This is a genomic window from Lentzea alba, assembly GCF_011067745.1.
GTDB lineage: Bacteria > Actinomycetota > Actinomycetes > Mycobacteriales > Pseudonocardiaceae > Lentzea > Lentzea alba.
Genome location: NZ_JAAMPJ010000017.1, coordinates 195,878 through 220,076 on the forward strand (window position 1 = coordinate 195,878; position 24,199 = coordinate 220,076).

Sequence of the window (24,199 nt, forward strand, 5' to 3'; positions counted from 1 at the left end):
AGCTACCCCCAGCGGAACGTTCTGGCCGCGACGGTACCCGCCACGAGGCTCACCAGCCCCATGATCGCGAGATGCCTCCAGTCCGGCGCGCTGCCGAGCCACGCCTGTTGCAGCGCCTCCACACCGGGAGGCGTGTACGAGCCGATCGCCTGAACCACCGAGGGCAGCATGAACCGCGGCAGGTACACGCCGCCGAAGAACATCAGCAGCATGAACACCACCGTCGCCCAGCCACCGGCCGTCCGCGCGTTCGGGGCCAGTGCGGCGATCACCAGGCCCAGCGCGAACGTCCCCGCGCCTCCCAGCACCACGGCACACGCCAGGCCGAGTGGATGGTGAGGCAGGTCGACGCCGAAAACGACGTACCCGACCAGGATGGTGAGCAGCACCGACAAGATCGCCGCGGCGAAGTTGACCACCAGTTGTCCCACGAGCAACCGCGCCGGATGCATGGGCGTCGTGGACAGCCGGCGCAACACACCCTTCTCCCGGTACGTCGCCACGACCGCCGGCAGGCGTTGCAACCCGATGAACACCAACGTGAGCACGACCAACGACGACATGTAGCCGTCGATGAACCGAAGCCCGCCGAACTCCGGCGCGGGCGTGCGCAAAGCAGGCACGGCCCCCAACACCAAGAGCAACAGGGACGGGAACAACAGCGAGAACAACGAGTTCAGCCGATCGCGAACGAACAGCCGAGCTTCCACCTCAATGATCTTCAGCACCACTACCCCCGGTCAGCTCGACGTAGGCGTCGTCCAGCGAAACCTGGTCGACGCGGAGTTGCCGCGCCACGATCTGCTTGCGCGCCAACAAAGAAGTCACCGCGTGCACAAGGTTCTCCGACCCGCTGACGACGATCTGCTCCCCCACCGACGAAACGCCGGTGACCTCCGGCAGCGCCTCCAGCAGCGTCACGTCCAGCGCAACGGAAGGCACGAACCTCACGCGCGTCGACCCGTCCACCCGCGACACCAGTCCGGAAGGCGTGTCCAGCGCGGCGATCCGTCCGTCGCGAAACACCGCCACCCGGTCGCAGAGCCGCTCGGCCTCCTCCATGAAGTGCGTGACCAGCACGATCGTCACGCCGGCCGAGCGCACCTCCTCGATGACCGACCACGTGTCCCGCCGCGCCTGCGGGTCCAGCCCCGTCGTCAGCTCGTCGAGAATCGCCACCCGTGGCGACCCGATCAACGCCAGCGCGATCGACAGCCGCTGCTTCAACCCACCGGACAGCTGCCCGAACTCCGCCTTCAGATGCGCCGACAGCCCCAGCCGGGCGGACCAGTCCGCCGGCGTCGGGTAGAACGACGAGAACAGCGACAAAGCCTCGCTGACCCGAATCCGTTCGGGAAGTTCCGACGACTGCAGCTGCACCCCGATCGCCGACCGCACGTCCGCGGGCGCCCGCCCCAGCACGGACACGCTCCCCCGGTCCGCCTTGCGCAGCCCCGCCACGCACTCGACGGTCGTCGTCTTGCCGGCCCCGTTCGGCCCCAGGATGCCGAAGATCTCCCCCTCGGCGACCTCGAAGGACACCGCGTCCACCGCGATCTTCGGCCCGTACCTCTTGCCGAGGTCGCGCACTTCGATGATTGCCATGCCACCAACGATCGGGCAGCACCACAAGAAGATCATCGAACAGCCGGCGACACCCGGATCAACCAATCGGTTGATGCCGCTGCTCAGTCTCCAGAACGGCGGCACGCAGCGCGCCGGCCAACCGCGCAACAGGCTCCGGCACCGGTCCGGGCAGCCGCGCCAGCAGAATCCGGCGCTGTTCGGCTGGCCCGTCCCGGACGGGCAGGACCCGCACTCCGTCCGGCACCACGAGCGCGGCGGGCACCGTCGTGATCCCCAGCCCCGCCGCGACCAGCTGCAGCTTCGCCAGCCAGTCACGGGCGGTGTGCGCGACGACGGGCCGCTCGCCCAGTCCCGGCCACACCCCCATCACCAGCGGATCGCCCGGTCCGGCGATCCAGCGCTGTCCCCGCAGCTCCACGAGGTCGACGAAGTCGTTGCGCGCCAACGGATGTGCAGCCGGAAACGCCACCCGCAGGCTACGTTCGACCAACACCTCGGTCTCCAGCGCGGGCGTCTCGTCGTCGGGCGCACGAAACGGCGGTGACGACGCGATCAACGCAACGTCCAACGTGCCCGCACGCAACGCACGCACCAACGCCGGTGTGCTGCCCTCACGCGTCACAACGCTGATGGACGGATGCGTCCGCCCCAACGACACCAGCGCCTGAGGCACCAGCCACGCTCCGGCCGTGGCGAACCACCCGAGCCGAACCTTGCTCTCGTCCTCCCCCGGCAGCCCGGCCAGTTCGCGCGCCGCCGCGTCGACCTGGTCGACCACGAGCGCCGCGTGCCGCAACACGAGCCGCCCGGCCGCGGTGAGCCGGACACCGTCGTGACGCCGCTCCAGCAACGGGCTCCCCGCTGCCCGTTCCAGCGCCGCGATCTGCCGCGACACGGCCGACTGCGTGTACCCGAGCGCGGTGGCCGCCGCGGTCAGCGTGCCCCGCTCGGCCGCCTCGCGGAACACCCGGAGAGCGACCAGCGACGCGTCGGTGAAGGCCATGACGTCTACGCATACCCCGGTTGAGATTCTTTCGCTACTCGCATGACCGGCATCGGCCTAGTTTCGGGTCATGACAGTCGCACTCGTCACCGGCGCCACCCAGGGCCTCGGCCGCGCCCTGGTCGAAGGACTCGCGCAACGGCTGGAGCCCACCGACACCGTCTACCTCACCGGCCGTGACAGGAACCGGGTCAGCGCCGCCGTCCAGACCGTGCAGGGCCGCGCCAGGGTCCGCGGCGAACTCCTCGACGTCGCGGACCCCGACGCCGCGACCGAACTCGCCCGGCAGCTCGGAGAACGCCACGGCGGCATCGACATCGTCTTCGGCAACGCCGTCATGCGCATCGGCCCCGACGACAACCCGCGCGAGATCATCGACACCTACACCCAGGTCAACAACTTCGGCACCACGAGGCTGCTCCGAGCCTTCGCGCCGATCCTCAACGACAACGGCAGGTTGCTCGTGGTCGCCAGCTCACTGGGCACGCTCCACCACCTCGCACCGGTGCTGCACAAGCGGTTCACCGAACCGTCCTCTTTGGACGAGATCGACGAGCAGATCGCGAACTGGCGCGACAGCACGAAAGAAGGCCGCGCGGGCGCGTGGCCCGCCTTCGTCAACATCCCGTCCAAGATCGGCCAGGTCGCCGCGGTTCGCGTGCTCGCACACCAACGCAGGCAAAGCGACGAACGACGGGGCGTCCTGATCGCCGCCGTCTGCCCGGGAATGATCAACACACCCACGTCCGCGCTGTGGTGGGACGTCAGCACCGCGCCCACCCCGGCGCAGGCCGCGACCGCGTTGCTGGACCTCGCCCTGAACCCGGTCGAGCCCGAGCACCACGGCGAGCTCGTCCGCGACGGCCAGGTGGTCCCGTTCAGCTGATGCGCTGGTCCAGCCCGTGCACGACCTGGTCGAGCAGCGTCTGGATGACGGCCTCGTTGTGCTCGTTGCGGCCCGGCGTGATCATCCGGGACGTCGCCTCGACCATGGCGTGCACCAGCATCGCCCGCAACGGCGCGCGCTGCACCCCGGCCGTTTTGAAGACACCGACCAACGGCGCCAGCAACCGTTCGTGCTCGGCCCTGATCTGCTCACGCGACGCGTCCGGCAGCGTGTGCGCGGACAACGCGACCACGGCCCCGTGGCTGCCGTCGGTGATGATCGCCAGCTCGGTGCGCAGGTACGCCTCGATCTTCTCCGGCACGGACTCGGCGCTGTTGACCGCGTCCTCCAGCTTGTCCGCCCACTCCGGCAGCGCGTCGGACACGATCGCCGCGACCAGTTCCTCGCGCGACCGGAAGTACTCGTAGAGGCTCGGCCGGGACAACCCGACGCGTCTGGCGAGCGACGCGAGCGTCAGCGCCTCCGCTCCCTCGGTCGCCACGATGTCCCGCCCCGCGTCCAGCAGGGCGCGCAACCGGTTGGCGCGGTGCTCCGCAACGGTGTCGGCACTGATCCTCGGCACCCCGGGATCGTATCGCGCTTGCTTTCCCGACGGTGTGTTGGAATAGTTCCCGACAGAGCGTCGGAATCGGGGAGGACCCACATGTTCATCGCGACGAACCGCCTGTTCGTCCCTGCCGAGCGGGCAGCCGAGTTCGAGGACCACTTCCGCGACAACATGCGCACGTACCTGCCCGGCGTCCCCGGCCTGCTGCGCAGCACGCTGCTCAAGCCGACGAAGGAAGACCAGCCGTACGTGTCGGTCAACGAGTTCGAGTCCGAGGAGCACTTCCGCGCCTGGGTCGCCTCCGACTCGTTCCGCGAGGCGCACAGGCGCAACCGCGGCATCGCCCGGCACGTCACGGGCAACGCCGTCGAGACCTTCCAGCACGCCGAGGACATGGTGTTGCCGCAACAACGCACCGAGCAGTAGTCGATACTCGCCATGTGTCGTTCAAGGTGCTCGGTCCGCTCGCGGTCGAAGTGGACGGACGTGAAGTAGCGGTACCCGCCGGGCGCTGCCAGGCAGTGCTCACCGTTCTCCTGTTGTGCCCCAACGAGGTCGTCCCTGCTGACGACCTCATCAAACGGGCCTGGCCGGACGGCGGCAGCATCGGGGCACTGCGCCAGGTCGTGATGAGGCTGCGCACCGCACTGGGCGAGGCGAACTGCGTGCGCACGGTCGGCACCGGTTACGTGGCCGAGCCGGACGACCTCGACCTGCTCACGTTCCGCGAACTGTGCGAGCAGGGCCAGTTCGCCGAGGCGTTGCAGCTGTGGCGCGGTCCCGCTCTCGCCGAGATCGACTCGGAGTGGGTGCGCACCGAGGTGTCCGCGCTCGTCGAGGAACGCCGAGCGGCGCAACGAAAACTGGTCATCCCGAAACAGATCCCCGCGCCACCGACACAGTTCGTCGGCCGCGCCCACGAGCTCGACGAGCTGGACGCCGCGCGCGGACCGCTGGTGATCTCCGCGGTCAGCGGCGCCGCCGGCGTCGGCAAGACCGCGCTGGCGATGCGCTGGGCACACCGGGCGGCGGACCGCTTTCCCGAAGGCCAGCTCCACGTCAACCTGCGCGGGTTCGACCCGGCGGCCGAGCCCGTGCGGCCGCAGGAGGCGATCCGGCGTTTCCTCGCGGCGTTGGGTGTGCCGAACGAACGCATGCCGGACGACGACATCGCCCAGGCCGAGCTCTACCGCGACCTCGTCTCCGCCAAGCGTCTGCTGCTCCTGCTGGACAACGCCCGCGACGCCGACCAGGTGCGCCCGCTGCTGCCGGGCGGCGACCGCTGCCAGGTCATCATCACGAGCCGCGACCGGATGAGCGACCTCGCCGGGGCACGCGCGCTGCGCCTCGGCACGCTTGGTCACGCCGAAGCCGCGGCCCTGGTCACAGCCCGCATCGGCGCCGAGCGCGCAGCCGCGGAACCCGAGGCGCTCGCCCGTCTGGTCGAGCTGTGCGGCGGTCTGCCGCTGGCGCTGTCCGTCGTCGCGGCGCGCGCGGCCTCGGACGCCCAGCTCCCGCTCATCACGCTGGCCGACGAGTTCGCCGACGAGCAGACCAGGCTCGACTTCCTCGACACCGGCGAGGAGATGACCAGCGTGCGCGCCGCGTTCTCGTGGTCGTACCAGCACCTCAGCCCGGCGGCCGCCCGGCTGTTCCGGCTGCTCGGCACACACCCCGGCCCGGACTTCTCCGCGGCGGCCGTGGTCAGTCTCGGGGCCACGTCATCCGAGCTCGACGAGCTCACCGACGCCCACCTGCTGCAGCGGACGGAGAACGGGCGCTACTACTTCCACGACCTCGTCCGGCTCTTCGCCCGCGAGCTCCCGGACGAGAACGAACGGCGCGACGCACTGCGCCATCTGCTCGACCACTACGTGCACAGTGCCTACCGCACAACGCAGACGCTGCGCCTCTCGCACAGGACGTTGCCGCTGACCGACCCGCTGCCGGGAGTGACCCCGGAGGCCATCGACGCGGAACAGGGCTGGAGCTGGCTCGAGGCCGAGCTCGCCGTGCTGATCGGTCTGGTCCCGATAGCGGCACACGCGGGCCTCGACACCTCCGCGTGGCAGCTGACGTGGTGCCTGACCAACGTTCTCGACCACGTGGGCCGCAGGCACGAGTGGACGGACATCGCCAAGATCGCACTGGCGGCGGCCATCCGGCTCGACGACGTCTACGCCCGATCCCGGATGCGTGAGTCGCTGGGCCGCGCCTACCGCCGCGTCGGACAGGTCGACGAGGCGGTGAGGGTGATGCACGAGGCGATGGACGACTACCGCGCCCTGGACGACATCGAGTCCATCGGCACCGTCTACGAGGTGCTCACCCTGCTGTACGGCGACCAAGGACGCCACGCCGAGGCGCTGGACGCCGCACACCAGGCGCTGGCACTGGCAGAGGAGGCGGGATCCGCCTTCGGAGTCGCCGCGTCGCTCAACATGGTCGGCTGGTTCAGCGGCGAACTGGGCGACCACCGGAGCGCCGTCGAGCACTGCGAGCGGGCGGTGGCCATGCTGCAGGACCTGGGAGAGCCGCTGTTCGAAGCCGCGGCACTGGACAGCGTCGCCAAGGCACGGCGCAACCTCGGCGACCTGCCGGGCGCGCTCGCCGCGGCCGAACGCAGCGTGGAGCTCCTCGCCACCACCGGCTCCCTGGAGGACGAGGCTGAAGCGCTGCGCGGTCTCGGTGACGCCCAGCATGCGCTGGGAAACCGCGAACAGGCCCGTCAGGCGTGGCTGCGCTCGCTGGCGTTGTACGAGCACGTCGACAGCGGCACGGCCGACTCCGTCCGCGAGCGTCTCACAGCGTGGGCAGCAGGGCCTTCATCCGGTTGATCTCGTCGGACTGCGTGGCGATCACGTCGTCCGCCATCTCCTCGACCTGAACGTTGGTGCCGGCCGCGCGCACGTCCGTCGCCATCTTGATCGCACCCTCGTGGTGCTTGATCATCAGTTCCAGGAACATCTTGTCGAAGTCCTTGCCGCGCGCGGCCCCCAGCGCGGTCAACTGCTCCTGCGTCGCCATGCCCGGCATCGAGCCGTGATCGGCGTGCCCGCCGACGATGTTGAACGTGCGCTGCCACTGCTTCATGGCACCGATCTCGGGCTCCTGGCTGTACCGGATGCGGTCGGCCAGTCCCTTCACCGTCTCGTTCTGCGCCCGCTCGGGGGCGAACCGCGTCATCGCGAGCGCCTGCTCGTGGTGGACGATCATCATGTCCACGTACTGGCGGTCGGCGTCGTTGGGCGGCGGCGGGATCGCCCCGCTCGCGTCCGACGGGGCGATCGTCGGCGCCGAACCGCCGGGCGTGTCCGGCGCGATGAGCGGCGGTGCATCCGGCTCCGATGTACAGCCCGCCAACAGGGCGAACGCCGCGACGATGACCAGAACCCCAGAACGCATGGGACGGACAATACCCTCCGAAAGACGCTGGCCCTTAGCAAGGCGAAAGGGTCATACTCCCCCTCACCAACCCGTACTGAGGGGGTAAAGCAGTGACTTCACGCGAAACGGCCCGGCGGCGCAGAACGCCGTTCGCGGTTCTGGGGGCGCTCGCACTGACGCTGTCAACGTTGACCGCGCCCGCGTCCGCCGATCCCGACCTTCCCGCCGACGGTGCAGGTCTGAGCGAGAGCCAGCTCGAGGCCCAGGCGGAAGCCGTCAACGGCATCCCGGGCGTCGACGAGATCAGCCGCAGCCGCAACATGGTCCCGGTCGCCCACCTGGACCGGCAGGCTCCGCTCGACTCGACGCAGACCGACATCGCCTTCCAGGGCAACTACGCGTTCGTCGGCAACTACAACGGCTTCGTCATCTACGACATCCGCAACCCGAAGAAGCCGTCCATCAAGAGCCAGGTGCTCTGCCCCGGCTCGCAGAACGACGTCTCGGTGTACGGGAACCTGCTGTTCCTGTCGACCGACTCCTCGCGCAGCGACAACTCCTGCAACAGCGTGTCGCAGCCGGCCACGATCAAGGAGTCGTGGGAGGGCATCAAGGTCTTCGACATCAGCGACAAGGCGGCCCCGAAGTACGTCGCCGCCGTCGAGACCGACTGCGGTTCGCACACCCACACGCTGGTGCCGGCCAAGGACAAGAAGAGCCTCTACCTCTACATCTCGTCCTACTCGCCCAACGCCACGTTCCCGGACTGCCAGCCGCCGCACGACAAGATCTCGATCGTCAAGGTCCCCGTGAAGAACCCGGCCCAGGCCTCGCTGCTCAAGGCGCCGGTGCTCTTCCCGGACGGCGGCAACCCCGGTAACCCGGGCACCATCGAGACCGGCTACACCTCGGCCACCTCCGGTTGCCACGACATCACCGTCTACCCGCAGCTCGACCTCGCGGCCGGCGCGTGCATGGGTGACGGCGTGCTGTGGGACATCTCGAACCGGGAGAACCTGGTGGAGATCAACCGGGTCCAGGACGACAAGCACTTCGCGTTCTGGCACTCGGCCACGTTCAACAACAGCGGCACCAAGGTCGTCTTCACCGACGAGCTCGGTGGCGGTGGCGCCGCGACGTGCAACGAGAAGATCGGCCCGAACCGCGGTGCCAACGGCATCTACGACATCGTGGGCAAGGGCAAGAACCGCAAGCTGGTCTTCAAGTCCTACTACAAGATCCCGCGCATGCAGGCGGACTCGGAGAACTGCGTCGCCCACAACGGCTCGCTGATCCCCGTGCCCGGCAAGGACATCATGGTGCAGTCCTGGTACCAGGGCGGCGTCTCGGTGTGGGACTTCACGAACTCGAGCAAGCCGCGTGAGATCGGCTTCTTCGAGCGCGGCCCGATGCCGAACAACACCGGCGGCGGCACGTGGTCGACCTACTGGTACAACGGCTACATCTACTCCTCGGAGATGGGCCGCGGCTTCGACGTGATCGACATGCGCGACCCGCGCACGTTCGTCGCGAAGCTCTTCCGCACGAACGAGCTCAACGTCCAGACGCAGGGCAACTTCTACCGCGGTTAGTCGGTGAGCATCAGCGCGGCTGCCGGCGTTCGGCAGCCGCGCTGATCGCTGTCAGGACCAGGGTCACCGCGACACCACCGAAAACCGCCCAGATCGGCGAGCCGACGTCCATCGCCCACGCGACCACGACGGCCGTGAGCCCGTAACCCGCGCCGGTCACCGCGTACATCATCGAGAACCCGGCCGCGTGCGCGCCGACCGGAAGCCGTTCGCGCAGCGCCAGGCTCCGCGTCACGAGCACGCCGGACTGGAACAACCCGGCCGCCAGCAACGCGCCAGCGATGCCCGGCAGGTTCGGGAACAACGCCACCGCGCCGGCACAGGTCGCGGTGATCACCAACAGCACCAAACCCTGCACCCGCAACGATCCGGGCCACGGCCGCAGCCCGTACAGCACCGCTCCCAGCGCGCTGCACGCCGCGAACCCCATGAGCAACGGCCCGATCCAGCCGATGGCGATGCCCCGGTGTTCCAGCAACGCGGGCAGCACGAGCTCGGCGACCGCCAGCTGCGCCAGCGCCGCCGCGCTCACCAGGTAGATCGGCCACGCCGACGCCACCACGCGCACCTTCGCCGTGCCGGAACGCGAAGTCACGTGCCCGCGCGGCAGGATGAACACCAGCCAGGCCGCGACGACGATCAGACTGACCGACACCACGACGGGCGCCCGGTGGTCGACGCTCAACGCCAGCACGGTGACCAACGCGGGCGCCACCGCCCACACCACCTGCGTGATCATGGCGTCGAAGCCCATCGCCTTGGGCACCAACGAGTCCGGTACCAGCCCGAGCAGCATCGCGCGCAGCCCGCCTGGTGTCGTCGACGGCCCGGCGCCCGCGACCAACGCCGCTATGACCAGCACCGTCACGTTCGTGGTCAACGCGAGCGTCGTGAACGCCGCGGCACCGACGAGCAGGCCGACCGACAGCTGGCCGCGCATCCGCGACGGGTCGAGGAACAGGCCCAGCAGCGCGGCGCCGAGGACCTCCCCGAGCACGTAGACCGCGACCAGCGACGCGGCCAGCACGTAACCGCCGGGCAGTCCCCTGGTCAGGAACACCATCATCAGCGGCGTCATGGACATCGGTAACTTCGCGGCGACCGTGACCACGGCGCACGCGAGCACGTCCCGGTTCGCGAGATCGCGGTAGCCGGCAGCGGAGATCGTCACTCGGCCAGCTCCTGGAACAGGGTCAGCTGCAGCCCGGCGGGCGCGGCGAGCCTCGCGTTCAAGGAGTTCCACGGCGTGCGCGTGGGTTCCGCGATCACCTCGGCACCGGCGGCTTCCAGCGAACGGGTCACCGCGGCGGAGTCGTCCACTTCGAACGCGACCCGGATGTGCCCGGCGACGCGCTTGCCCACCTCGACGTCGTCGATGAACTCCGCGTGCGGCGGGTCGGTGATCTCCAGGGTGGCCCGCCCTGCCTCCAGGATCGTGACCCGCCCGCCGTCGGACGCGAACGCCGCCCGTTGCTCGAGACCGAGCACGTCTCGGTAGAAGCGCAGCGCCTCGTCGTAGTCGGCGGCGGTGACGACTAGGCGGAGTTCACGAACACCGGTCATGCACTGATCATCGCACCAGGCGCGTGAGGACCACGACAACCGCCGCGATCCCAGCCGTGACGTGAATAGGCGCTGGTCCGAACGTCGCAGCGAGCACGGCGACCGAGCCGAGCGGCAGCAGGTACTTGCGCAGCCCGGACTGACCCAGGCAGTCCTGCACGTACCAGACGCACAGGAAGAACACCGCGAGCGGCACCGTCGTGAACGCGGCGACCGTGGTGCCCGGCGCGTGCGAGAGGTGCAGGTCGTAGTCGACGGACGCGGCGAGACCGGCGCCGAGCGCGGCGATCGAGCCGAGGATGAACAGGTGCGCGTACCCCCACAGGAACGCCTTCTTCAGCGAGAGCAGGTGGGTCGGCGCCTCGAAGTAGATCCACCACACGGAGAACACGATGATCAGCGATGCCGCCGCGAGCGAGATCAGGTTGACGCCGCTGTCGAAGCCCTTCTGGAACGCGAGCGTCGCCGCCAGGATCGACTCGCCGAGCACGATCAGCGTGAACAGACCGTGCCGCTCCGCGATGTGGTGCGGGTGCCACGTCGTCGCCTGGTCGCGCTCCGCCCAGACCGGCACCAGCAGCTCACCGATCATGAAGATCACCCACAGCGGCAGCTGCAGGCTCGGCGGCGCGACGACGACCCACAGCACCCACAACACCTGCATGCCGGCGATACCGGCCGCATAGCGACGCGTACAGCCCTTGTGCGAAGGGTTGTCCCGCGACGCCCTGAGCCAGTGCGCGACCATCGCGAGCCGGATGACGACGTAGCCGCCGACGACGATCCGGTAGTCCTGACGCTCGAAGACGGCCGGGATGCCCGCCGCGATCACCAGCACGCCGGCGATCTGGAACATCGTGATGATCCGGTACAGCGTGTCGTCGTTGTCGAACGCGCTGGCGAACCACGTGAAGTTCAGCCACGGCAACCACAGCGCGAAGAACGCCATGCAGAACGCCAGCAGGCCGGCGCCGGCGTGGTTCTCGGACACGGCGTGGTGCAACGAGGCGGCGGCCTGGGCGACCGCCACCACGAAGCTCAGGTCGAACAACAGCTCCAACGGCGTCGCGACCCGGTGGGCCTCCGCCGTGTCGCGCGCGAGGAGCTTTCTGATCATCCAGGCACCACCATGATCCGTGACTCACTGAGGTCGAGTGCGACCTGCGTGCCGGGCTGGAAAGCGGCCGCGGTGTTCGACGGCTGGTCGACCCGCAGGACCTGCTCGCCCACCCTCACCGAGATCCGCGTGACCGGCCCGAGGAACGACTGGGTCAGCACATCGCCCACGATCTTGCCATTCGAATCGCCGGCGTGTGCGGAAACGCCGATGTCCTCCGGCCGCACGATGACACGAACGTCGCTTCCGGACGGCTGGTCGTGCTCCGCCGCGACCGTCACACCGTTGACGACGACCGTCTGCCCCTCCGCCTTGGCCACAACGCTGTTCGTGACGCCGACGAACTGCGCGACGAACGCGGTCTTCGGTTCCCGGTACACGACGGAAGGCGTGTCCAACTGCTCCAACCGCCCGTGCGACATCACGCCCACACGGTCGGAAACGGCGAGTGCTTCCTCCTGGTCGTGCGTGACGAACAGCGTCGTCATGCCGAGCTCCGTCTGAATGCGACGGATCTCGTCACGCAGCGACACGCGGACCTTCGCGTCCAACGCGGACAACGGCTCGTCCAGCAACAGCACGCGCGGCTGGATCGCCAACGCACGCGCGAGAGCGACGCGCTGCTGCTGACCACCCGACATCTGGTGCGGGTACCGGCCACCGAGGTGACCGAGACCGACCAGTTCGAGCAGCTCCGACGTGCGCTTCGGATCGCTGTTCTTGCGCATCTTGAGTCCGAACGCGACGTTCTGCGCCGCGGTCATGTTCGGGAACAGGCTGTAGGCCTGGAAGACCATGCCCATGTCCCGCTTGTTCGCCGGCACGCGGGTGATGTCCTTGCCGCCCACTGTGACCGTGCCCGAGTCCGAGGTCTCGAAGCCCGCGACGATCCGCAGCGCCGTCGTCTTGCCGCAGCCCGACGGCCCGAGCAGCGACACCAGTTCGCCCTCGGCCAGGTCGAGGTCGAGACCGTCCAGCGCGACGTTGCCGCCGAAGGACTTGCGCAGTCCCTTGAGTTCCAGGTGGCCCATAGTCTCAGTTACTCCCCGGCAAGATTTCCTCTTCGGCAACGGTCTGACGGCGCCGCTGGCCGACGTAAGAAAGTGCGAACAGAAGAACGAACGCGAAGATCAGGCACAGCAACGACACCGCGATGGACACACCCGCGTTGCGCTTGCCGAGCAGGTTGACCTGCACCTGCAGCGTGTCGAAGTTGAGCAGCGACGCGATGGTGAACTCGCCGAGCACCAAGGCCACCGACAGCAGGGACGCGCCGATCAGCGCGACACGGATGTTCGGCACGACGACCTTCCACAGCACCGTGAACCACGACGCACCGAGGCTGCGCGCGGCTTCGGCCAGCGTCTTGAGGTCGATCGCGGCGAGTCCGGCGTCGACCGCGCGGTAGGCGAACGGCAGCACCAGGATCGTGTAGGCGAACGTCAACGTCAGCGGTGAGTCGCCGAGGAAGTAGTTCACCCACGCGTAGAGCGGCGCCATGCCGACCACCAGCACGATCGCCGGGATCGCCAAAGGCAGCAGGCAGAGGAACTCCACGAGCCGCTGCAGCTGGGGAAGCCTGAGCCGGATCCACGCCATCGTCGGGACGAGCAGCACCAGCATCAACACCGCGCTGGTCACCGACAGCAGCAGCGAGTTGACGAGCGCTTCCATCAGTCCGTCGTCGTCGACGATCGACGTCCACGACTCGAGGCTGCGGCTGCCGCCCCTGCCCCGCGTCGAGAACTCCGCCATCGCGATCAGCGGCAGAATGAAGTAGACGCCGAGGACCAGCAGGATGATCGTGCGCAGGACGCGCTGCTTCACTACCGAACCCACTTGGCGACCCTCCTCTGCAGCAGCACGTTCACGCCCATCGCGATGCTGACCACGATCACCATGCCGAGGCCCAGCGCCTTGCCCAGGTTCTCCTGGCCGAGCACGACCTCACCGGTGAGGAAACCGCGGATCTGCAGCGGCACGATCGGGCTGCCCTGCGAGACGAGGGCGGCGGCCGTGGCGTAGGCGCTGAAGGCGTTGGCGAACAGCAGGAGCAGCGCGCCGAGGAACGGCGGCAGCAGGATCGGGCCACCGACGTGGCGCCAGTACGTCCAGCTCGTGCCGCCGAGGCTCGCGTTCGCCTCGCGCCACTGCGGCCGCAGACCGTCCAGCGCGGGCAGGAACACGATGACCATCAGCGGGATCTGGAAGAACGTGTAGACGAGCGTCAGGCCGGGCAGTTCGAACAGCCACGCGCTGCCGGCGAACAGGTCGATGCCGACGTTGTCGCGCAGGAACTTCGTGACCAGGCCCTCGAAGCCGACCGTCGCGAGGAACGCGAACGCCAGCGGCACGCCACCGAACTGGGCGAGCACACCGCTACCCGCGACGACGATCCGGCGCAGCATCCCGTCGGGGTTGCCGACCGCGATCGCCCACGTGAGCAGCGCGCCGAAGACCGCGCCGATGACCGCGGTGAGCGCGGACAGTTCGATGCTGCGCACGAACGCGTCGAAGACAACACCCGTGAACAGGCTTGAGAGGTTGTCGAGCGTGAACGCGCCGGTGGAGTCCTGGAAGGCACCGAACAGCACGAGCACCGTGGGGTAGACGAGGAAGATGCCGACGAACGCGAGGAACGGCACCGCGACGAGCCAAGCGGCCGCAGACGGCCGACCGGCGGCCCCACTCTTGCGAGTGGGACCGCCGGGCTTTGCCGCCGCTACCGGAGCGACGGAGGTCATCCGATGGCCTGAGCCCAGGTCGCGGTGAGAACGGCCTTGGCCTTGTCGGCCTGGGCCTGCGTCTGGAACACCTGCTTGCCGTCGGTCTTGGGCAGCTTGTCCTTCGCCGCCTTGTCCGCCTTGTCACCCATCTTGTCCAGGCGAACCGGGCGGGACATGCCCTTCAGGTACAGGTTCTGGCCCTCGTCGGAGTAGAGGAACTCCTGCCACAGGCGCGCGGCCGCGGGGTGCGGCGCGTCCTTGCTGATGGCCTGGTTGTAGTAGCCGCCGATCTGCGCCTCGGCCGGCACGACGACCTTCCAGTCCATCTTGCCCTTGAGCTTCTCGGTCTGGGCGGCGTTGGTGTAGTCCCAGTCGATGACGACCGGCGTCTGGCCGGACTCGATCGTCGCGGGCGACGGGTCGACCGGCTGGAAGTTGCCGGCCTGCTTGAGCTGCTTGAAGAACTCGACGCCGGGCGCGATGTCGTCGGCGGAACCACCGTTGCCCAGCGCGGCCATCACGACACCGGCGAACGCGGCACCGGCCTGCGTCGGGTCGCCGTTGAGCGCGACCTTGCCCTTGTACTCGGGCTTGAGCAGGTCCTTCACGCTCGTCGGCGCCGGCACCTTGGCGGCGTCGTAGCCGATCGACATGAAGCCGCCGTAGTCGCCGTAGTAGAGGCCGTCCGCCTCCTTCAGCTCAGCGGGGATGTCGTCCCAGGTGCTGACCTTGTAGGGCGCGAACAGGTCCTTGTTGGCCAGCGCCACGTTCAGCCCGAGGTCGAACACGTCCGGCGCGCGGTCGTTGCCCTTGAGCTGTTTGGCGGCGTTGATCTCCTCCTGGCTGGACGCGTCCGGCTGCGCGGAGTCGACCTTGATGCCGTACTTCGCCTCGAACGCCTTGATGATCTCGCCGTAGTTCGCCCAGTCCGGGGGCAACGCGATGACGTTGAGCTTGCCTTCCTTCTTGGCGGCCTCGACCAGCTTGTCCATGCCGCCGAGCTCGCTCGCCGACTTGGCGGTGTTGGCGGCACCGGCCGGCGTCTCCTTGGCGGGCGGGGCGCCACATGCAGCCACCGCCAGCACCAACGCGCCGACGCCAATCAGTTTCGTGGTGACGTTCCCTCGCTTCAGCACAGGCGGAGGATTCGCGCGGACGGCTTTCGTTGTCAAGCCAGCCGCGCCGGTTGAGACCTTCTCGACTCCTACCGTGAATTCTCGGCGTCTTAAGGGTTGCCACTGAATGCTTTCCGCGCTTCACTCAAATGTTGGGCCGAGATCCCGGTGCCCGGATCGACGTCGATGAGCGCGGTGGTCAGATGCCGTCGCTTGTGGACGAACTCCCGGTTCCGCTCGGGGTGCAGCCCGAAGTCGTCGTCGAACCAGACGAGGGGCCGTTCGTAGGCGTACCGGGCGACGGCGGGGTACTTCCAGCCGTGCTCGTCGTGGAACTCGATCACCTTGAGCTCCGGCAGGCCCAGGCGCGGTCCTATCTCGGTGTTCGCCCGGTGCATCCAGCTCGTGGCCCAGGCGAGTTCGGCCCCGGTTTCCTCGGCCAGTTGTCTCAGCTGGTCGCCGTGCTCCGGGTCGAGCCAGACGCGGAGCTTGCGCCACCAGCCGACCTTGATGTCGAACGGCCGGTAGTTGTCCGGCTTCGGGTGGGCCGACCACGGGTTGAGCGGCCCGTCCACATCGATCACGATCAACGGCTTCACCCCGCCAGCATGCCCCGGTATCTACGCTCTGTCCCCATGAAACGGCTGGCGTTGCTCCTCCTGCTGTGCACCGCGCTGGCGGGCTGCGGCGCGGTCACCGACATGACCGACCTGCATTCCCGCCTGACCGACGCCGGATACACCCGCATCTCGACCAACCAGGGCTCGGTCAACGGCACCGACCGGCTGGAGGTCAGGGCCTCGGGCGCGGGCCCGAGGCACGCCACCGACGAGATCGCCGAGATCGTCTGGAACACCTACCCCCAGCGCCTCGACCAGGTGTCCATCACGCTGAACGAGTCCCACGAGGTCTACAAGGAGGAAGACCTGCGCGCCGCGTTCGGCGAGCGCCAGGTGACCGAGAAGCCCGCCGAGGACGTGGGCCGGACCATCGTGACGTGGCTGATCGTGGGCGCGGTGGTGTTCCTGCTGTTCCTGGCGGGCCTGATCGTCCTGATCGTCTTCCTGGTGCGCCGCTCCCGCCGCCGCACCGTGCCACCGCAGTACCCGCCGCAGTACCCGCCACCAGGTTGGTCGCCCCAGTAGTCGAAAACGCGGGCTCGTGTTCGTATAAGGGGCATGTTCACCGAACAAGAGATCGCCTACCTGCGCGAACAGCCGTTGGCCCGCCTCGCGACGATCAACGAGGACGGCCAGCCGGACGTCGTCCCGCTGGCCTTCGAGTACGACGGCACGCACTTCTGGGTGGGCGGCGTGGGCGCGCAGGTCCTGCACACCCGCAAGTTCCGCAACATCACCGCCGGCCGCCGCAAGGTGTCGCTGGTGATCGACGACCTGGTGTCGCTGAACCCCTTCATCGCCCGGGCCGTCCGCGTCTACGGCATCGCGGACGACCCGGTGGACCGCGTCGGTCTGATGGGTCCCGGCAGCTACTGCCGGATCACCCCGACGCGCGCCTGGGCGTGGAACATGGCGGGCGAACCAGCCGGCGAACGGTGGTACGAACCGCGACGGTCATGAAGCCCGCCGCGCCGAGCACAACACCGACCCACCCCACCGCGCGCCGTAGAGCAGCCCCGGCAGCAGCCGCCGGAACCGCAGGTGGATCTCCCCGGCCCGGTCCACCGCGTGCTGGGTCCCGCTCGGCTCGGCATCAGACCGCTGCAGCACGCCGTCGAACGTCCGCACGAGCCGTTTGCGGTCGTGTTCGAACCGCACGCGCAGGTCGAACACCTCGCACGGCCGTTCGGGCACGTGCAGAACGCACGGGTGCATTGCGTCCCGGTTCGACAGCCGGTACCGGATCGCGAAGTCGTGGGTGTCGCCGCGGGTCAGCGGTTCGGCGGGCAGCAGCGTGAAGCCGGGACGTTCCACCGCGGAGCTGCGGTCCTGCAGTGTGCCGCCGTACAGCAGATGGACGTCCACGTCCCGTCTGCGCACCGGGAACACCGAGGCGAACTCCAGCTTGTCGACCCCGTCCCCGTCGATGACGACCTGGTAGCGCTCCAGCACCTCGGGCTGCCCCTGGTCGAGCACCACGGCGACGCTCAGTTCCGCGGTGTGCCAGCCGGCGGCGTCGCGCGGGGTGGTCGTCGCGGCGAGCTCGGCCAGCTGGTCGACGGCCTCGTCGACGCGGCGGCGCACGGTGCGGGAGTCGCGGTCGATCGCGGCCGCCACCCAGTTGACCCGCTCCTGGTAGAGGGGGTGCCGGACGTCGGGGACCAGGCCGAACGCCGCCCGCGCCGCGAAGTGGAGGTCCTCCGGGAGCTGCTCGATCAGCTCGGTCAGCCGGGACACCAGCTTCTGCCGGACGGCGGCCGGTCCGTCGGCCCTGGTGATCCCGCACGCGGCGGCCAGGGCCGTGCCCACCCGGTCCACGATCCGCCCGGCGTGCACACCCCGTCCCTTGCGAAGGGTCTTCAGCTCACGGACCAAGGTCGCGTGCGTCGTCATCTCCGCTCTCCCTCCCCTTGCGCGCTCACGTGCGGCGAAGGCAGGTTGCGGCGGGCGTGTGGACGAGAAGTGGACACGCCGTGGATCAGACGTGCTCCGGTCGCAGAACCGTCCGCGCGACCGAGGAGGCCAGCGCGAGGCCCAGCCGGACGCCGTCGCGGCCGAGGAAGACCCGCGAGGTGCCGATGCGGTCCAGCGCCGGTTGGTCGACGGCTCCGAAGCCGAACGCGATCATCTCCGGGCACGACGACGTGGCGCAGAGCCGCGCCAGCGCCTGTGGCCAGCCACGATCGGTCGCCCTGCCGTCGGAGATGAAGAACAGCATCGGGCGGCGCACCCGGATTCGCTGCGTTTTAAGACTTTTCACGTCACGTTCGATGGTGGCGTGCACGAGGGTGAACGCGGAACCGAAGTCGGAGCCCGATTCCTGGCGGGGACGAATCGGTTCGGCGGGGTCGAGCGCGGGCAGGAGAGGCTGCACGACCAACGGCCGTTCCGCGAAAACGACCACGCAGAGCCGGATCTGGGCGGTCGCGCGGCGATCCGCGTGCACCACACCGCGAAACTCGCGCATGCCCGCGTTCACCTCGTCGATGTGGTCGGTCATCGAGAACGACACGTCGCACACGACGTAGCAGGGCAACACCTCGGACACCATCGGTCTCCCCTTCACCACCAAGCGTGACACGGGGAACCGTTACCGGATCGCGTTGATCAAACGTGGACAAAAAGCTGATTCGCTGACACGCCAACGGGCCCTTGCGCGACATTCCTCCCAGATGGAGGCTCGGGCACCGGGAGGACTGCGTGGAATTTCGTATGCTGGGTCCATTGGAATCTTGGCACGGCAACACCTCCGTGTCCTTGGGCGACCAGCAGCAACGCTTCATCCTCGTCGTGCTTCTCCTGCACGCGAACAAACCCGTGTCACCTGAACGGCTCACCGAAACCGTGTGGCCCGACAACCCTGACCGCCGGAACCTGGTGCGCGGCTACATCAACAAGCTGCGCAAGGCGTTCGAGCCGACCGACGCCTCGATCGAGACGACACCGACCGGCTACGTGCTGCGCGTCGACGAGGACCAGATCGACACCGTCCGCTTCGACCGGCTGCGTCAGGAAGCAGCGCAAGCCGTGCAGGACAACGACCAGCGCAAGGCCGTCGAGTTGTTGCGCGAGGCGGTCGCGTTGTGGCGCGGCAGGTTCCTCGACGACATCGACATCGACCGGGTCGGCGGCGCGTCGGTGATCTCCCCCGCCGACAGTTACGCGGACGCACTCGGTGACCTCGCCGAACTGGAGCTCGGCATCGGTGACCACCGCTCGGCGCGCGACCGGATGCGCCGCGCCCTGCCGACCGACCCGGCCAACCAGAAGTACGCCGAACTGTTGATGCGCGCGCTGATCGCGGGCCGCGACGGCGTAGGCGCCATCCGGGTCTACAAGAGCGCCTGCACCGCGCTCGCGGAGGCCGGGTACGAACCGGGATCGGTGCTCCGCAAGCTCGCGGCACGGGCCGAGCACGGTGAGCCGGTCAGCTCGCTGCCGTCCCGTCCGGGCGGGTTCACCGGCCGGTCCGGCGAGCTGGAGACGATCGAGGTGGCCGCCGCGGGCAGCGGTGAACGACGCGCGGTGTGGATCAGCGGCGCGCCCGGCGTGGGCAAGACCGGCCTGGCCGTCGAGGCGGCGCACCGGTTGCGCCACCGGTTCCCGGACGGCCAGCTCCTGGTGCGGCTGGGCGGGTTCACGCCTGGCGTGGTGCCGATGCCGGTGTCGGACGCGCTGACCCAGTTGCTGACCGAGTTGGGCGTGCCGGCCGAGCAGATCCCGGACACGGTCAGCCGCAAGGCCACGCTCTACCAAACCCAGCTCTACGGCACGAAAACCCTGGTGGTGCTGGACAACGCGTACTCACCGGAGCAGATCCGGCCGCTGTTGCCCGAGTCGCAGGACTGCTTCGCCGTCGTGACGAGCAGGAAGATGGGTGATCCGGACATCAGCGAGCACGTGCGGCTGTCCCCGCTGCCGCCGCGTGACGCCTCCGACCTGTTCCGGGCGCTCACCGATCCGTTCCGCGTGCGCGGCAGGGCGGCGGACGTGGCCGGGCTGGTCAAGCGCTGCGGGTACCTGCCGGTGGAGATCACGGTCGCGGCGGCGTTGCTGCGCAGGCACGACCGCTGGTCGCTGGACAACCTCCTCGGCCTGTTGGACGAGCAGGGACCGCTGCGGGAAGACGCCGCGGTGCACGCGTCCTACCTCCAGCTCAACGACCAGCTGCAGCAGGTCTTCCGGCTGTTCGGCCACCTCCCGGGCCCTGATGTCGACGTCATCGGCGCGGCGGCGCTCATCGGCCGCGACGTCGCCGACGCCCGCAAGCTGCTCGACGACCTGCACGAGGTCTGTCTGTTGGAGGAGCTCTCCCCGGACCGCTACCAGATGCTCGACTCCGTCAAGGAGTTCGCGGCGCAGGAACCTCCGTCCGAGGACGCTTTGGTGCGGCTGCTGGACTTCTACCTCGTGACGCTGACCAACGCGGTGAGCGCCGCGTACCCGTTCGACCGCACCGTCCAGCCGTCGGTGGAGCGCACGAGCCCGCACGGTCTGTCGTTCACCGACGAGGACAAGGCGCTGGCGTGGATCACCGCGGAGCGCGACAACCTGATGGCCGCGATCCGGCACGCGGGCACGGACCACGCGTGGAGGCTGGCCGCGCTGATCTGGCGGTACTTCAACACCGCGAACCGGTTCGAGGACTGGATCGAGGCCGTGAAGTCCGTGCGTGCGGACGACGACCGCGGCCAGGCGCACGTGTTGCTGCGCCTCTCCTTCGCGAACAACCGGCTCGGCCGGCACGCCGAGGCCCTCGACCTGGCCGGACAGGCACTGCCGAGGTGGTCCCGGCTCGGCGACCTGGCGGGTGAGGCGGACACGTCGTGTGCGCTCGCCCTCGCCGCCATGGCGCTCGGCAGCCACGACGAGGCGATGCGGCATTCCGAGGCCGCGCTGGCGAAGTACGAGCTGTGCGGGGACCTCCGCGGCCAGGCGCACGCGCTGAGCATGCTCGGCTACCTCAACGAACAGCACCGCGAGTACGAAGTGGCGCTGCGGCAACAGACTGACGCCGTGCGGATGTTGCGAGAGATCGGTCACCTGCAGGGCCTGGCCCACGCGTTGAACAACCGCGGCGCGAACCGCCAGCACCTCGGAATGCTGGACGAGGCCATTCCCGACCACGTGGAGGCGCACGAGATCGCGGTCGAGCTCGGTGACGACTGCGTGGCCGCCTACGCGTTGACCAACATCGCCGACGCGCACCGGCTCGCGGGCCGGCTCGGCGAGGCACTGCGCCACCACGAGCTGGCAGCGGCTGCCGCGGCCGGTGTGGCCGACACGGACCTGCGCGCCCGGTTGTTGCGCGACAGGGCGTTGACGGCACTTGACGGCGGCGACCTGGCGGGGGCGCTGCGCCTGTACCAGACGTTGTCGGACGCGGCCACCGGCACGGGCAACCGCTCGTACCAGGCCACCGGCGAAATCGGTGTGGCACGGACGATGCACGCGCTCGGCAGGCACGCGGCCGCGGTGCCGCACTGGGACGCGGCCGAGGCGATCTACGCCGAGCTCGACCAGCCCGAGGTAGAGGAGGTGCGGGCCGAGCGCGCGGCGTTGAGGTGTGCGTGCGGTCAGCGGTGAGTCAGAAGTCGTTTCAGGTCGGGGTAAACCTCCCTGACCGCGCTGTGGTTGTGCCACCGGCCCAGGGTTCTGGCCAGCTGCCGCAGGTCCGTCCGGACGGTCGCCGAGTCGACGTGCGCCGCGTCGTCGATCGTCTCGGTGAGCGTCCGGCAGCTCTGGTCGACGTCGCCGACCAGCGCGTGGGCGAGTGATCGTCTGGTGCCGAAGCGGGCCCTGGTGCGACGCGACGTCGCGGGCACCAGGGTGAGCTGCCGGTCCAGCACGGTCGCGGCTTCGGCGTTGAGGCCGAGGTCGCTCAACGCCCAGCCCCTGGCCAGTTCGAGCGGATCGGGTGCGCTCGGACCGAGCGCGGGGTACGGGCTGTCCGGCGGTGCGGAGTCCATCAGCCGCACCGCCCGGTCGAACGAGCTCTCGGTGGCGTAACGGTTTCCGGCCAGTGCGTGGCCCTGCCCCTCACGCCGCGCGGCCAGGGCGAGGACGCGTGCCCCCGCGCTGCCGATCCACTGCGCCTGCTGGGCGAGGTTGATCGTGCTCTGGGCGTCCTGCCGGTAGAACGCGATCCCCGCCTCCCGCACGAACGAGTAGCTCGCGATGTCCGGATCGGACGCCGCCCGCGACAGTTCGGAAGCTTGCCTGGTCCACCACAGCGCGCCCTGCTCGTCGCCGGCCTCCTGGCTCATCCAGCCGGTGTACTCGGCGATGCGCGCGGCGAGCCGGAGGAGCTTCGTCCCGACCGGCCCGACGTTCTCGCGGGCCATCCCGTGCACGGTGTGCTGCAAGGCTTTCAGCGGTTCGATGAGCATCATCGGGCTGGTGCGCAACCCCAGTCCCCGCAGGTTCTCGAACGACGCGCGCATCCCCGCGATCACCTGTTCGTCCGGCACCGGCCGCGCCCCGCTGCCCGCGAGCGCGCCGACGCCGAGCATCGTGCCGGCCATCAGCACCTGACGGCGGCCGAGTGCCGGGGCTTCGTGCAGCGCGGCCTCGATCAGCCGGCCACCGACGTCCAGCACGCCGTCGCACAGCCGCGCGACCGTGGGCGTCGGCGGTTTGAGGTCGTTCTCGATCTTGCTGAGATAACCCTTGCTGTAATGAATCAGCTTCGCCAGCTGACCCATCGACATCCCCGCGGCGATGCGGTGTTCGCGCAACAACTCACCAAAAGTTCCGGCCACGACTGCCTCCCACTCCGGCGTACGCCGAGTACATCATCGGATTCTGCGCAGGGCAATCGCCCTGGCCATGACAAAAAATGGCCAGGGCGAATTGGCCACTAACTCACCCGTACCACGGGTTGCCGCCGCCGTTCTGCGTCTCCGTGGTGGTCGTGGTGGTAGGAGGCACCGGCGGGTTGTCGTCCGCGCTGGCCGCGCCACCACCGGAAACAGCGGCGGCGACGACGAGTGCGGTCACCAGCGTGGTGGCACCGGCGACGAAACTGGACACGATTTTGGACATGACGAATCCTCCGAAGGAAATCGCGATTGATTCCGGGATTTCGCCCGCCGTCGGAGCGGGCTACTTCGAGGATTCATCTCCACAAACCGTGAAAACAGGTGTTTCCCGTTGCCCACCGAGGTGGTCAACGCGTCCACTCCTCATCCACTTCTGGTCAACACCCGGCGTGGATGCTGCGCGCAACCGGCCGCCGGCCGGTCCAGCAGGAGGAGGTAGGAGTGATCGAATCCGCGACCTACGACATCGCCGTGTCGTTCGCCGAGGAACAGCGCGCCGTGGTCGACGAGGTGGTCGAGGCCTGCCGGCAGCGCGGCCTGACCGTGCTGGAGGGCAACGACCTGCCGCAGGCTCAGGTGCGCTTCTTCGTGCCGTTCGTGTCCACTGTGGACGACCTGACGGTGAACGGCGACGAGCACGTGCTGCCGGTGCTGACCGGCGAGGCCCCCGAGTCGTCCGCCTACCTGCGCGCCGACGAGGGCCTGGTGGACGCCCTGGTGAGCCGCGTGGAAGCCGCCGAAACCGCGGGCCAGGACCGCGTGGCCGTCGCCGACGTGGCGGCAACGGTCGAACACCCGCCGCCACCCGCGACTCCAGAACCGCCCGCACCGCCCGCCCTGCGCGCCCTGGCCGAACAGTTCGCCGCCGCATCACCCGGCCGCGACCTCTCCGGCACCCTGCACCTGGGCGACACCACGATCGCCGTGCGCGTCGAACGGTCAGGCGACACGGTGTACGCGGTGGAAGCGAGCGACGACACGGTCAACTTCGTCGTCCTCGGCGGCTCCGCCGACGTGCTCTCCACCCTGTACCAACGAATCGAGGACATGTTGACCGCGTGACGCGAAAAGGGCGGTGCCCCACCGGTGAACCGCTCCCCGGAAGTTGGACTGGTATCCAGTTCCGACTCTCCGGGGAGCGGTTCGTTGCATCCACGAAGTTCGTTGTGTGAGCGGCAGCGGGAGGCTGCTGTCGCGTTGTTCGAGGCTGGGTA

The 24,199-nt window shown here is 68.9% G+C and carries 25 protein-coding genes; 8 read left to right on the forward strand and 17 right to left on the reverse strand.

Annotated features, from left to right (window positions below):
- Positions 1 to 2: 2 nt before the first annotated feature.
- From G7043_RS43465 to G7043_RS43475, 3 genes are read right to left on the reverse strand one after another with little or no spacing between them, the layout of a single operon-like run.
- Positions 3 to 728 carry an ABC transporter permease gene (locus tag G7043_RS43465; RefSeq protein ID WP_313888378.1) on the reverse strand — a complete coding sequence of 242 codons (726 nt, stop codon included), beginning with the start codon at positions 726 to 728 and terminating at the stop codon, positions 3 to 5.
- The gene (locus tag G7043_RS43470) at positions 712 to 1,605 is read right to left on the reverse strand and encodes an ABC transporter ATP-binding protein (protein ID WP_166054809.1); all 894 of its coding nucleotides are present in this window, start codon (positions 1,603 to 1,605) and stop codon (positions 712 to 714) included. Before G7043_RS43470 ends, G7043_RS43465 begins: the two co-directional genes overlap by 17 nt.
- A gap of 58 nt (positions 1,606 to 1,663) precedes the next feature.
- Positions 1,664 to 2,590: a LysR family transcriptional regulator gene (locus G7043_RS43475; protein WP_166054811.1), complete on the reverse strand. Its 927-nt coding sequence runs from the start codon at positions 2,588 to 2,590 to the stop codon at positions 1,664 to 1,666.
- 70 nt (positions 2,591 to 2,660) lie between these two features.
- On the opposite strand from G7043_RS43475, the gene G7043_RS43480 reads away from it, so the two are divergent.
- Positions 2,661 to 3,476, forward strand: coding sequence for an SDR family NAD(P)-dependent oxidoreductase (locus G7043_RS43480; protein WP_166054813.1), 816 nt, complete (start codon positions 2,661 to 2,663; stop codon positions 3,474 to 3,476).
- Here the strand turns inward: G7043_RS43480 and G7043_RS43485 are convergent.
- On the reverse strand, positions 3,469 to 4,059 hold the full coding sequence (locus G7043_RS43485; RefSeq protein WP_166054815.1) for a TetR/AcrR family transcriptional regulator: 591 nt from the start codon (positions 4,057 to 4,059) through the stop codon (positions 3,469 to 3,471). The two genes, G7043_RS43480 and G7043_RS43485, sit on opposite strands and share 8 nt — an antisense overlap.
- An 81-nt stretch (positions 4,060 to 4,140) precedes the next feature.
- On the opposite strand from G7043_RS43485, the gene G7043_RS43490 reads away from it, so the two are divergent.
- Both G7043_RS43490 and G7043_RS43495 read left to right on the forward strand, forming a co-directional pair.
- A complete protein-coding gene (locus G7043_RS43490) occupies positions 4,141 to 4,470 on the forward strand; it encodes an antibiotic biosynthesis monooxygenase family protein (protein WP_166054817.1) in 330 nt (109 codons plus the stop codon).
- 14 nt (positions 4,471 to 4,484) lie between these two features.
- Positions 4,485 to 6,881 carry a tetratricopeptide repeat protein gene (locus G7043_RS43495; protein ID WP_166054819.1) on the forward strand — a complete coding sequence of 799 codons (2,397 nt, stop codon included), beginning with the start codon at positions 4,485 to 4,487 and terminating at the stop codon, positions 6,879 to 6,881.
- Here the strand turns inward: G7043_RS43495 and G7043_RS43500 are convergent.
- Entirely contained in the window at positions 6,847 to 7,449 is a 603-nt protein-coding gene (locus tag G7043_RS43500) for a DUF305 domain-containing protein (RefSeq protein ID WP_166054821.1), read from the reverse strand. The genes G7043_RS43495 and G7043_RS43500 overlap by 35 nt on opposite strands.
- Positions 7,450 to 7,541: 92 nt before the next feature.
- On the opposite strand from G7043_RS43500, the gene G7043_RS43505 reads away from it, so the two are divergent.
- Entirely contained in the window at positions 7,542 to 9,023 is a 1,482-nt protein-coding gene (locus G7043_RS43505; RefSeq protein ID WP_390829550.1) for an LVIVD repeat-containing protein, read from the forward strand.
- Between the two features lie 10 nt (positions 9,024 to 9,033).
- Here the strand turns inward: G7043_RS43505 and G7043_RS43510 are convergent, their stop codons facing one another.
- From G7043_RS43510 to G7043_RS43545, 8 genes are all read right to left on the reverse strand, one after another.
- Complete coding sequence (locus G7043_RS43510; protein WP_207312493.1) at positions 9,034 to 10,194, reverse strand: MFS transporter; 1,161 nt, start codon at positions 10,192 to 10,194, stop codon at positions 9,034 to 9,036.
- Positions 10,191 to 10,586 (reverse strand): VOC family protein, encoded by a 396-nt coding sequence (locus G7043_RS43515; protein WP_166054823.1) that lies wholly within the window; start codon positions 10,584 to 10,586, stop codon positions 10,191 to 10,193. The genes G7043_RS43510 and G7043_RS43515 overlap by 4 nt, the downstream gene beginning before the upstream one ends.
- Positions 10,587 to 10,593: 7 nt before the next feature.
- Positions 10,594 to 11,703, reverse strand: a complete 1,110-nt coding sequence (locus G7043_RS43520) for a low temperature requirement protein A (protein ID WP_166054825.1) — start codon at positions 11,701 to 11,703, stop codon at positions 10,594 to 10,596.
- A complete protein-coding gene (locus tag G7043_RS43525) occupies positions 11,700 to 12,734 on the reverse strand; it encodes an ABC transporter ATP-binding protein (RefSeq protein ID WP_166054827.1) in 1,035 nt (344 codons plus the stop codon). Before G7043_RS43525 ends, G7043_RS43520 begins: the two co-directional genes overlap by 4 nt.
- Before the next feature lie 4 nt (positions 12,735 to 12,738).
- Positions 12,739 to 13,542, reverse strand: a complete 804-nt coding sequence (locus G7043_RS43530) for an ABC transporter permease (protein ID WP_313888379.1) — start codon at positions 13,540 to 13,542, stop codon at positions 12,739 to 12,741.
- The gene (locus tag G7043_RS43535) at positions 13,530 to 14,348 is read right to left on the reverse strand and encodes an ABC transporter permease (protein ID WP_313888380.1); all 819 of its coding nucleotides are present in this window, start codon (positions 14,346 to 14,348) and stop codon (positions 13,530 to 13,532) included. The genes G7043_RS43530 and G7043_RS43535 overlap by 13 nt, the downstream gene beginning before the upstream one ends.
- A 95-nt stretch (positions 14,349 to 14,443) precedes the next feature.
- A complete protein-coding gene (locus G7043_RS43540) occupies positions 14,444 to 15,565 on the reverse strand; it encodes an ABC transporter substrate-binding protein (protein WP_313888381.1) in 1,122 nt (373 codons plus the stop codon).
- 89 nt (positions 15,566 to 15,654) lie between these two features.
- A complete protein-coding gene (locus G7043_RS43545) occupies positions 15,655 to 16,143 on the reverse strand; it encodes an HAD domain-containing protein (RefSeq protein WP_166054831.1) in 489 nt (162 codons plus the stop codon).
- Positions 16,144 to 16,179: 36 nt separating this feature from the next.
- On the opposite strand from G7043_RS43545, the gene G7043_RS43550 reads away from it, so the two are divergent.
- Both G7043_RS43550 and G7043_RS43555 read left to right on the forward strand, forming a co-directional pair.
- Positions 16,180 to 16,689: a hypothetical protein gene (locus tag G7043_RS43550; RefSeq protein WP_166054833.1), complete on the forward strand. Its 510-nt coding sequence runs from the start codon at positions 16,180 to 16,182 to the stop codon at positions 16,687 to 16,689.
- A 33-nt stretch (positions 16,690 to 16,722) separates the two neighbouring features.
- Positions 16,723 to 17,124: a PPOX class F420-dependent oxidoreductase gene (locus G7043_RS43555; protein WP_166054835.1), complete on the forward strand. Its 402-nt coding sequence runs from the start codon at positions 16,723 to 16,725 to the stop codon at positions 17,122 to 17,124.
- On the opposite strand, the gene G7043_RS43560 is transcribed toward G7043_RS43555, so the two are convergent.
- Both G7043_RS43560 and G7043_RS43565 read right to left on the reverse strand, forming a co-directional pair.
- Positions 17,119 to 18,057 (reverse strand): hypothetical protein, encoded by a 939-nt coding sequence (locus tag G7043_RS43560; protein WP_166054837.1) that lies wholly within the window; start codon positions 18,055 to 18,057, stop codon positions 17,119 to 17,121. The two genes, G7043_RS43555 and G7043_RS43560, sit on opposite strands and share 6 nt — an antisense overlap.
- Positions 18,058 to 18,142: 85 nt before the next feature.
- The gene (locus G7043_RS43565) at positions 18,143 to 18,715 is read right to left on the reverse strand and encodes a vWA domain-containing protein (RefSeq protein ID WP_166054839.1); all 573 of its coding nucleotides are present in this window, start codon (positions 18,713 to 18,715) and stop codon (positions 18,143 to 18,145) included.
- 173 nt (positions 18,716 to 18,888) lie between these two features.
- Here G7043_RS43565 and G7043_RS43570 point away from each other — a divergent pair, with 173 nt between their 5' ends.
- Positions 18,889 to 21,750, forward strand: a complete 2,862-nt coding sequence (locus G7043_RS43570; RefSeq protein WP_242643313.1) for an AfsR/SARP family transcriptional regulator — start codon at positions 18,889 to 18,891, stop codon at positions 21,748 to 21,750.
- Here the strand turns inward: G7043_RS43570 and G7043_RS43575 are convergent.
- Positions 21,741 to 22,925: a helix-turn-helix domain-containing protein gene (locus G7043_RS43575; protein ID WP_166054841.1), complete on the reverse strand. Its 1,185-nt coding sequence runs from the start codon at positions 22,923 to 22,925 to the stop codon at positions 21,741 to 21,743. The genes G7043_RS43570 and G7043_RS43575 overlap by 10 nt on opposite strands.
- A 103-nt stretch (positions 22,926 to 23,028) precedes the next feature.
- Positions 23,029 to 23,208 carry a hypothetical protein gene (locus G7043_RS43580; protein ID WP_166054844.1) on the reverse strand — a complete coding sequence of 60 codons (180 nt, stop codon included), beginning with the start codon at positions 23,206 to 23,208 and terminating at the stop codon, positions 23,029 to 23,031.
- Positions 23,209 to 23,426: 218 nt separating this feature from the next.
- On the opposite strand from G7043_RS43580, the gene G7043_RS43585 reads away from it, so the two are divergent.
- Positions 23,427 to 24,047: a hypothetical protein gene (locus G7043_RS43585; protein ID WP_166054846.1), complete on the forward strand. Its 621-nt coding sequence runs from the start codon at positions 23,427 to 23,429 to the stop codon at positions 24,045 to 24,047.
- Positions 24,048 to 24,199 lie beyond the last annotated feature (152 nt).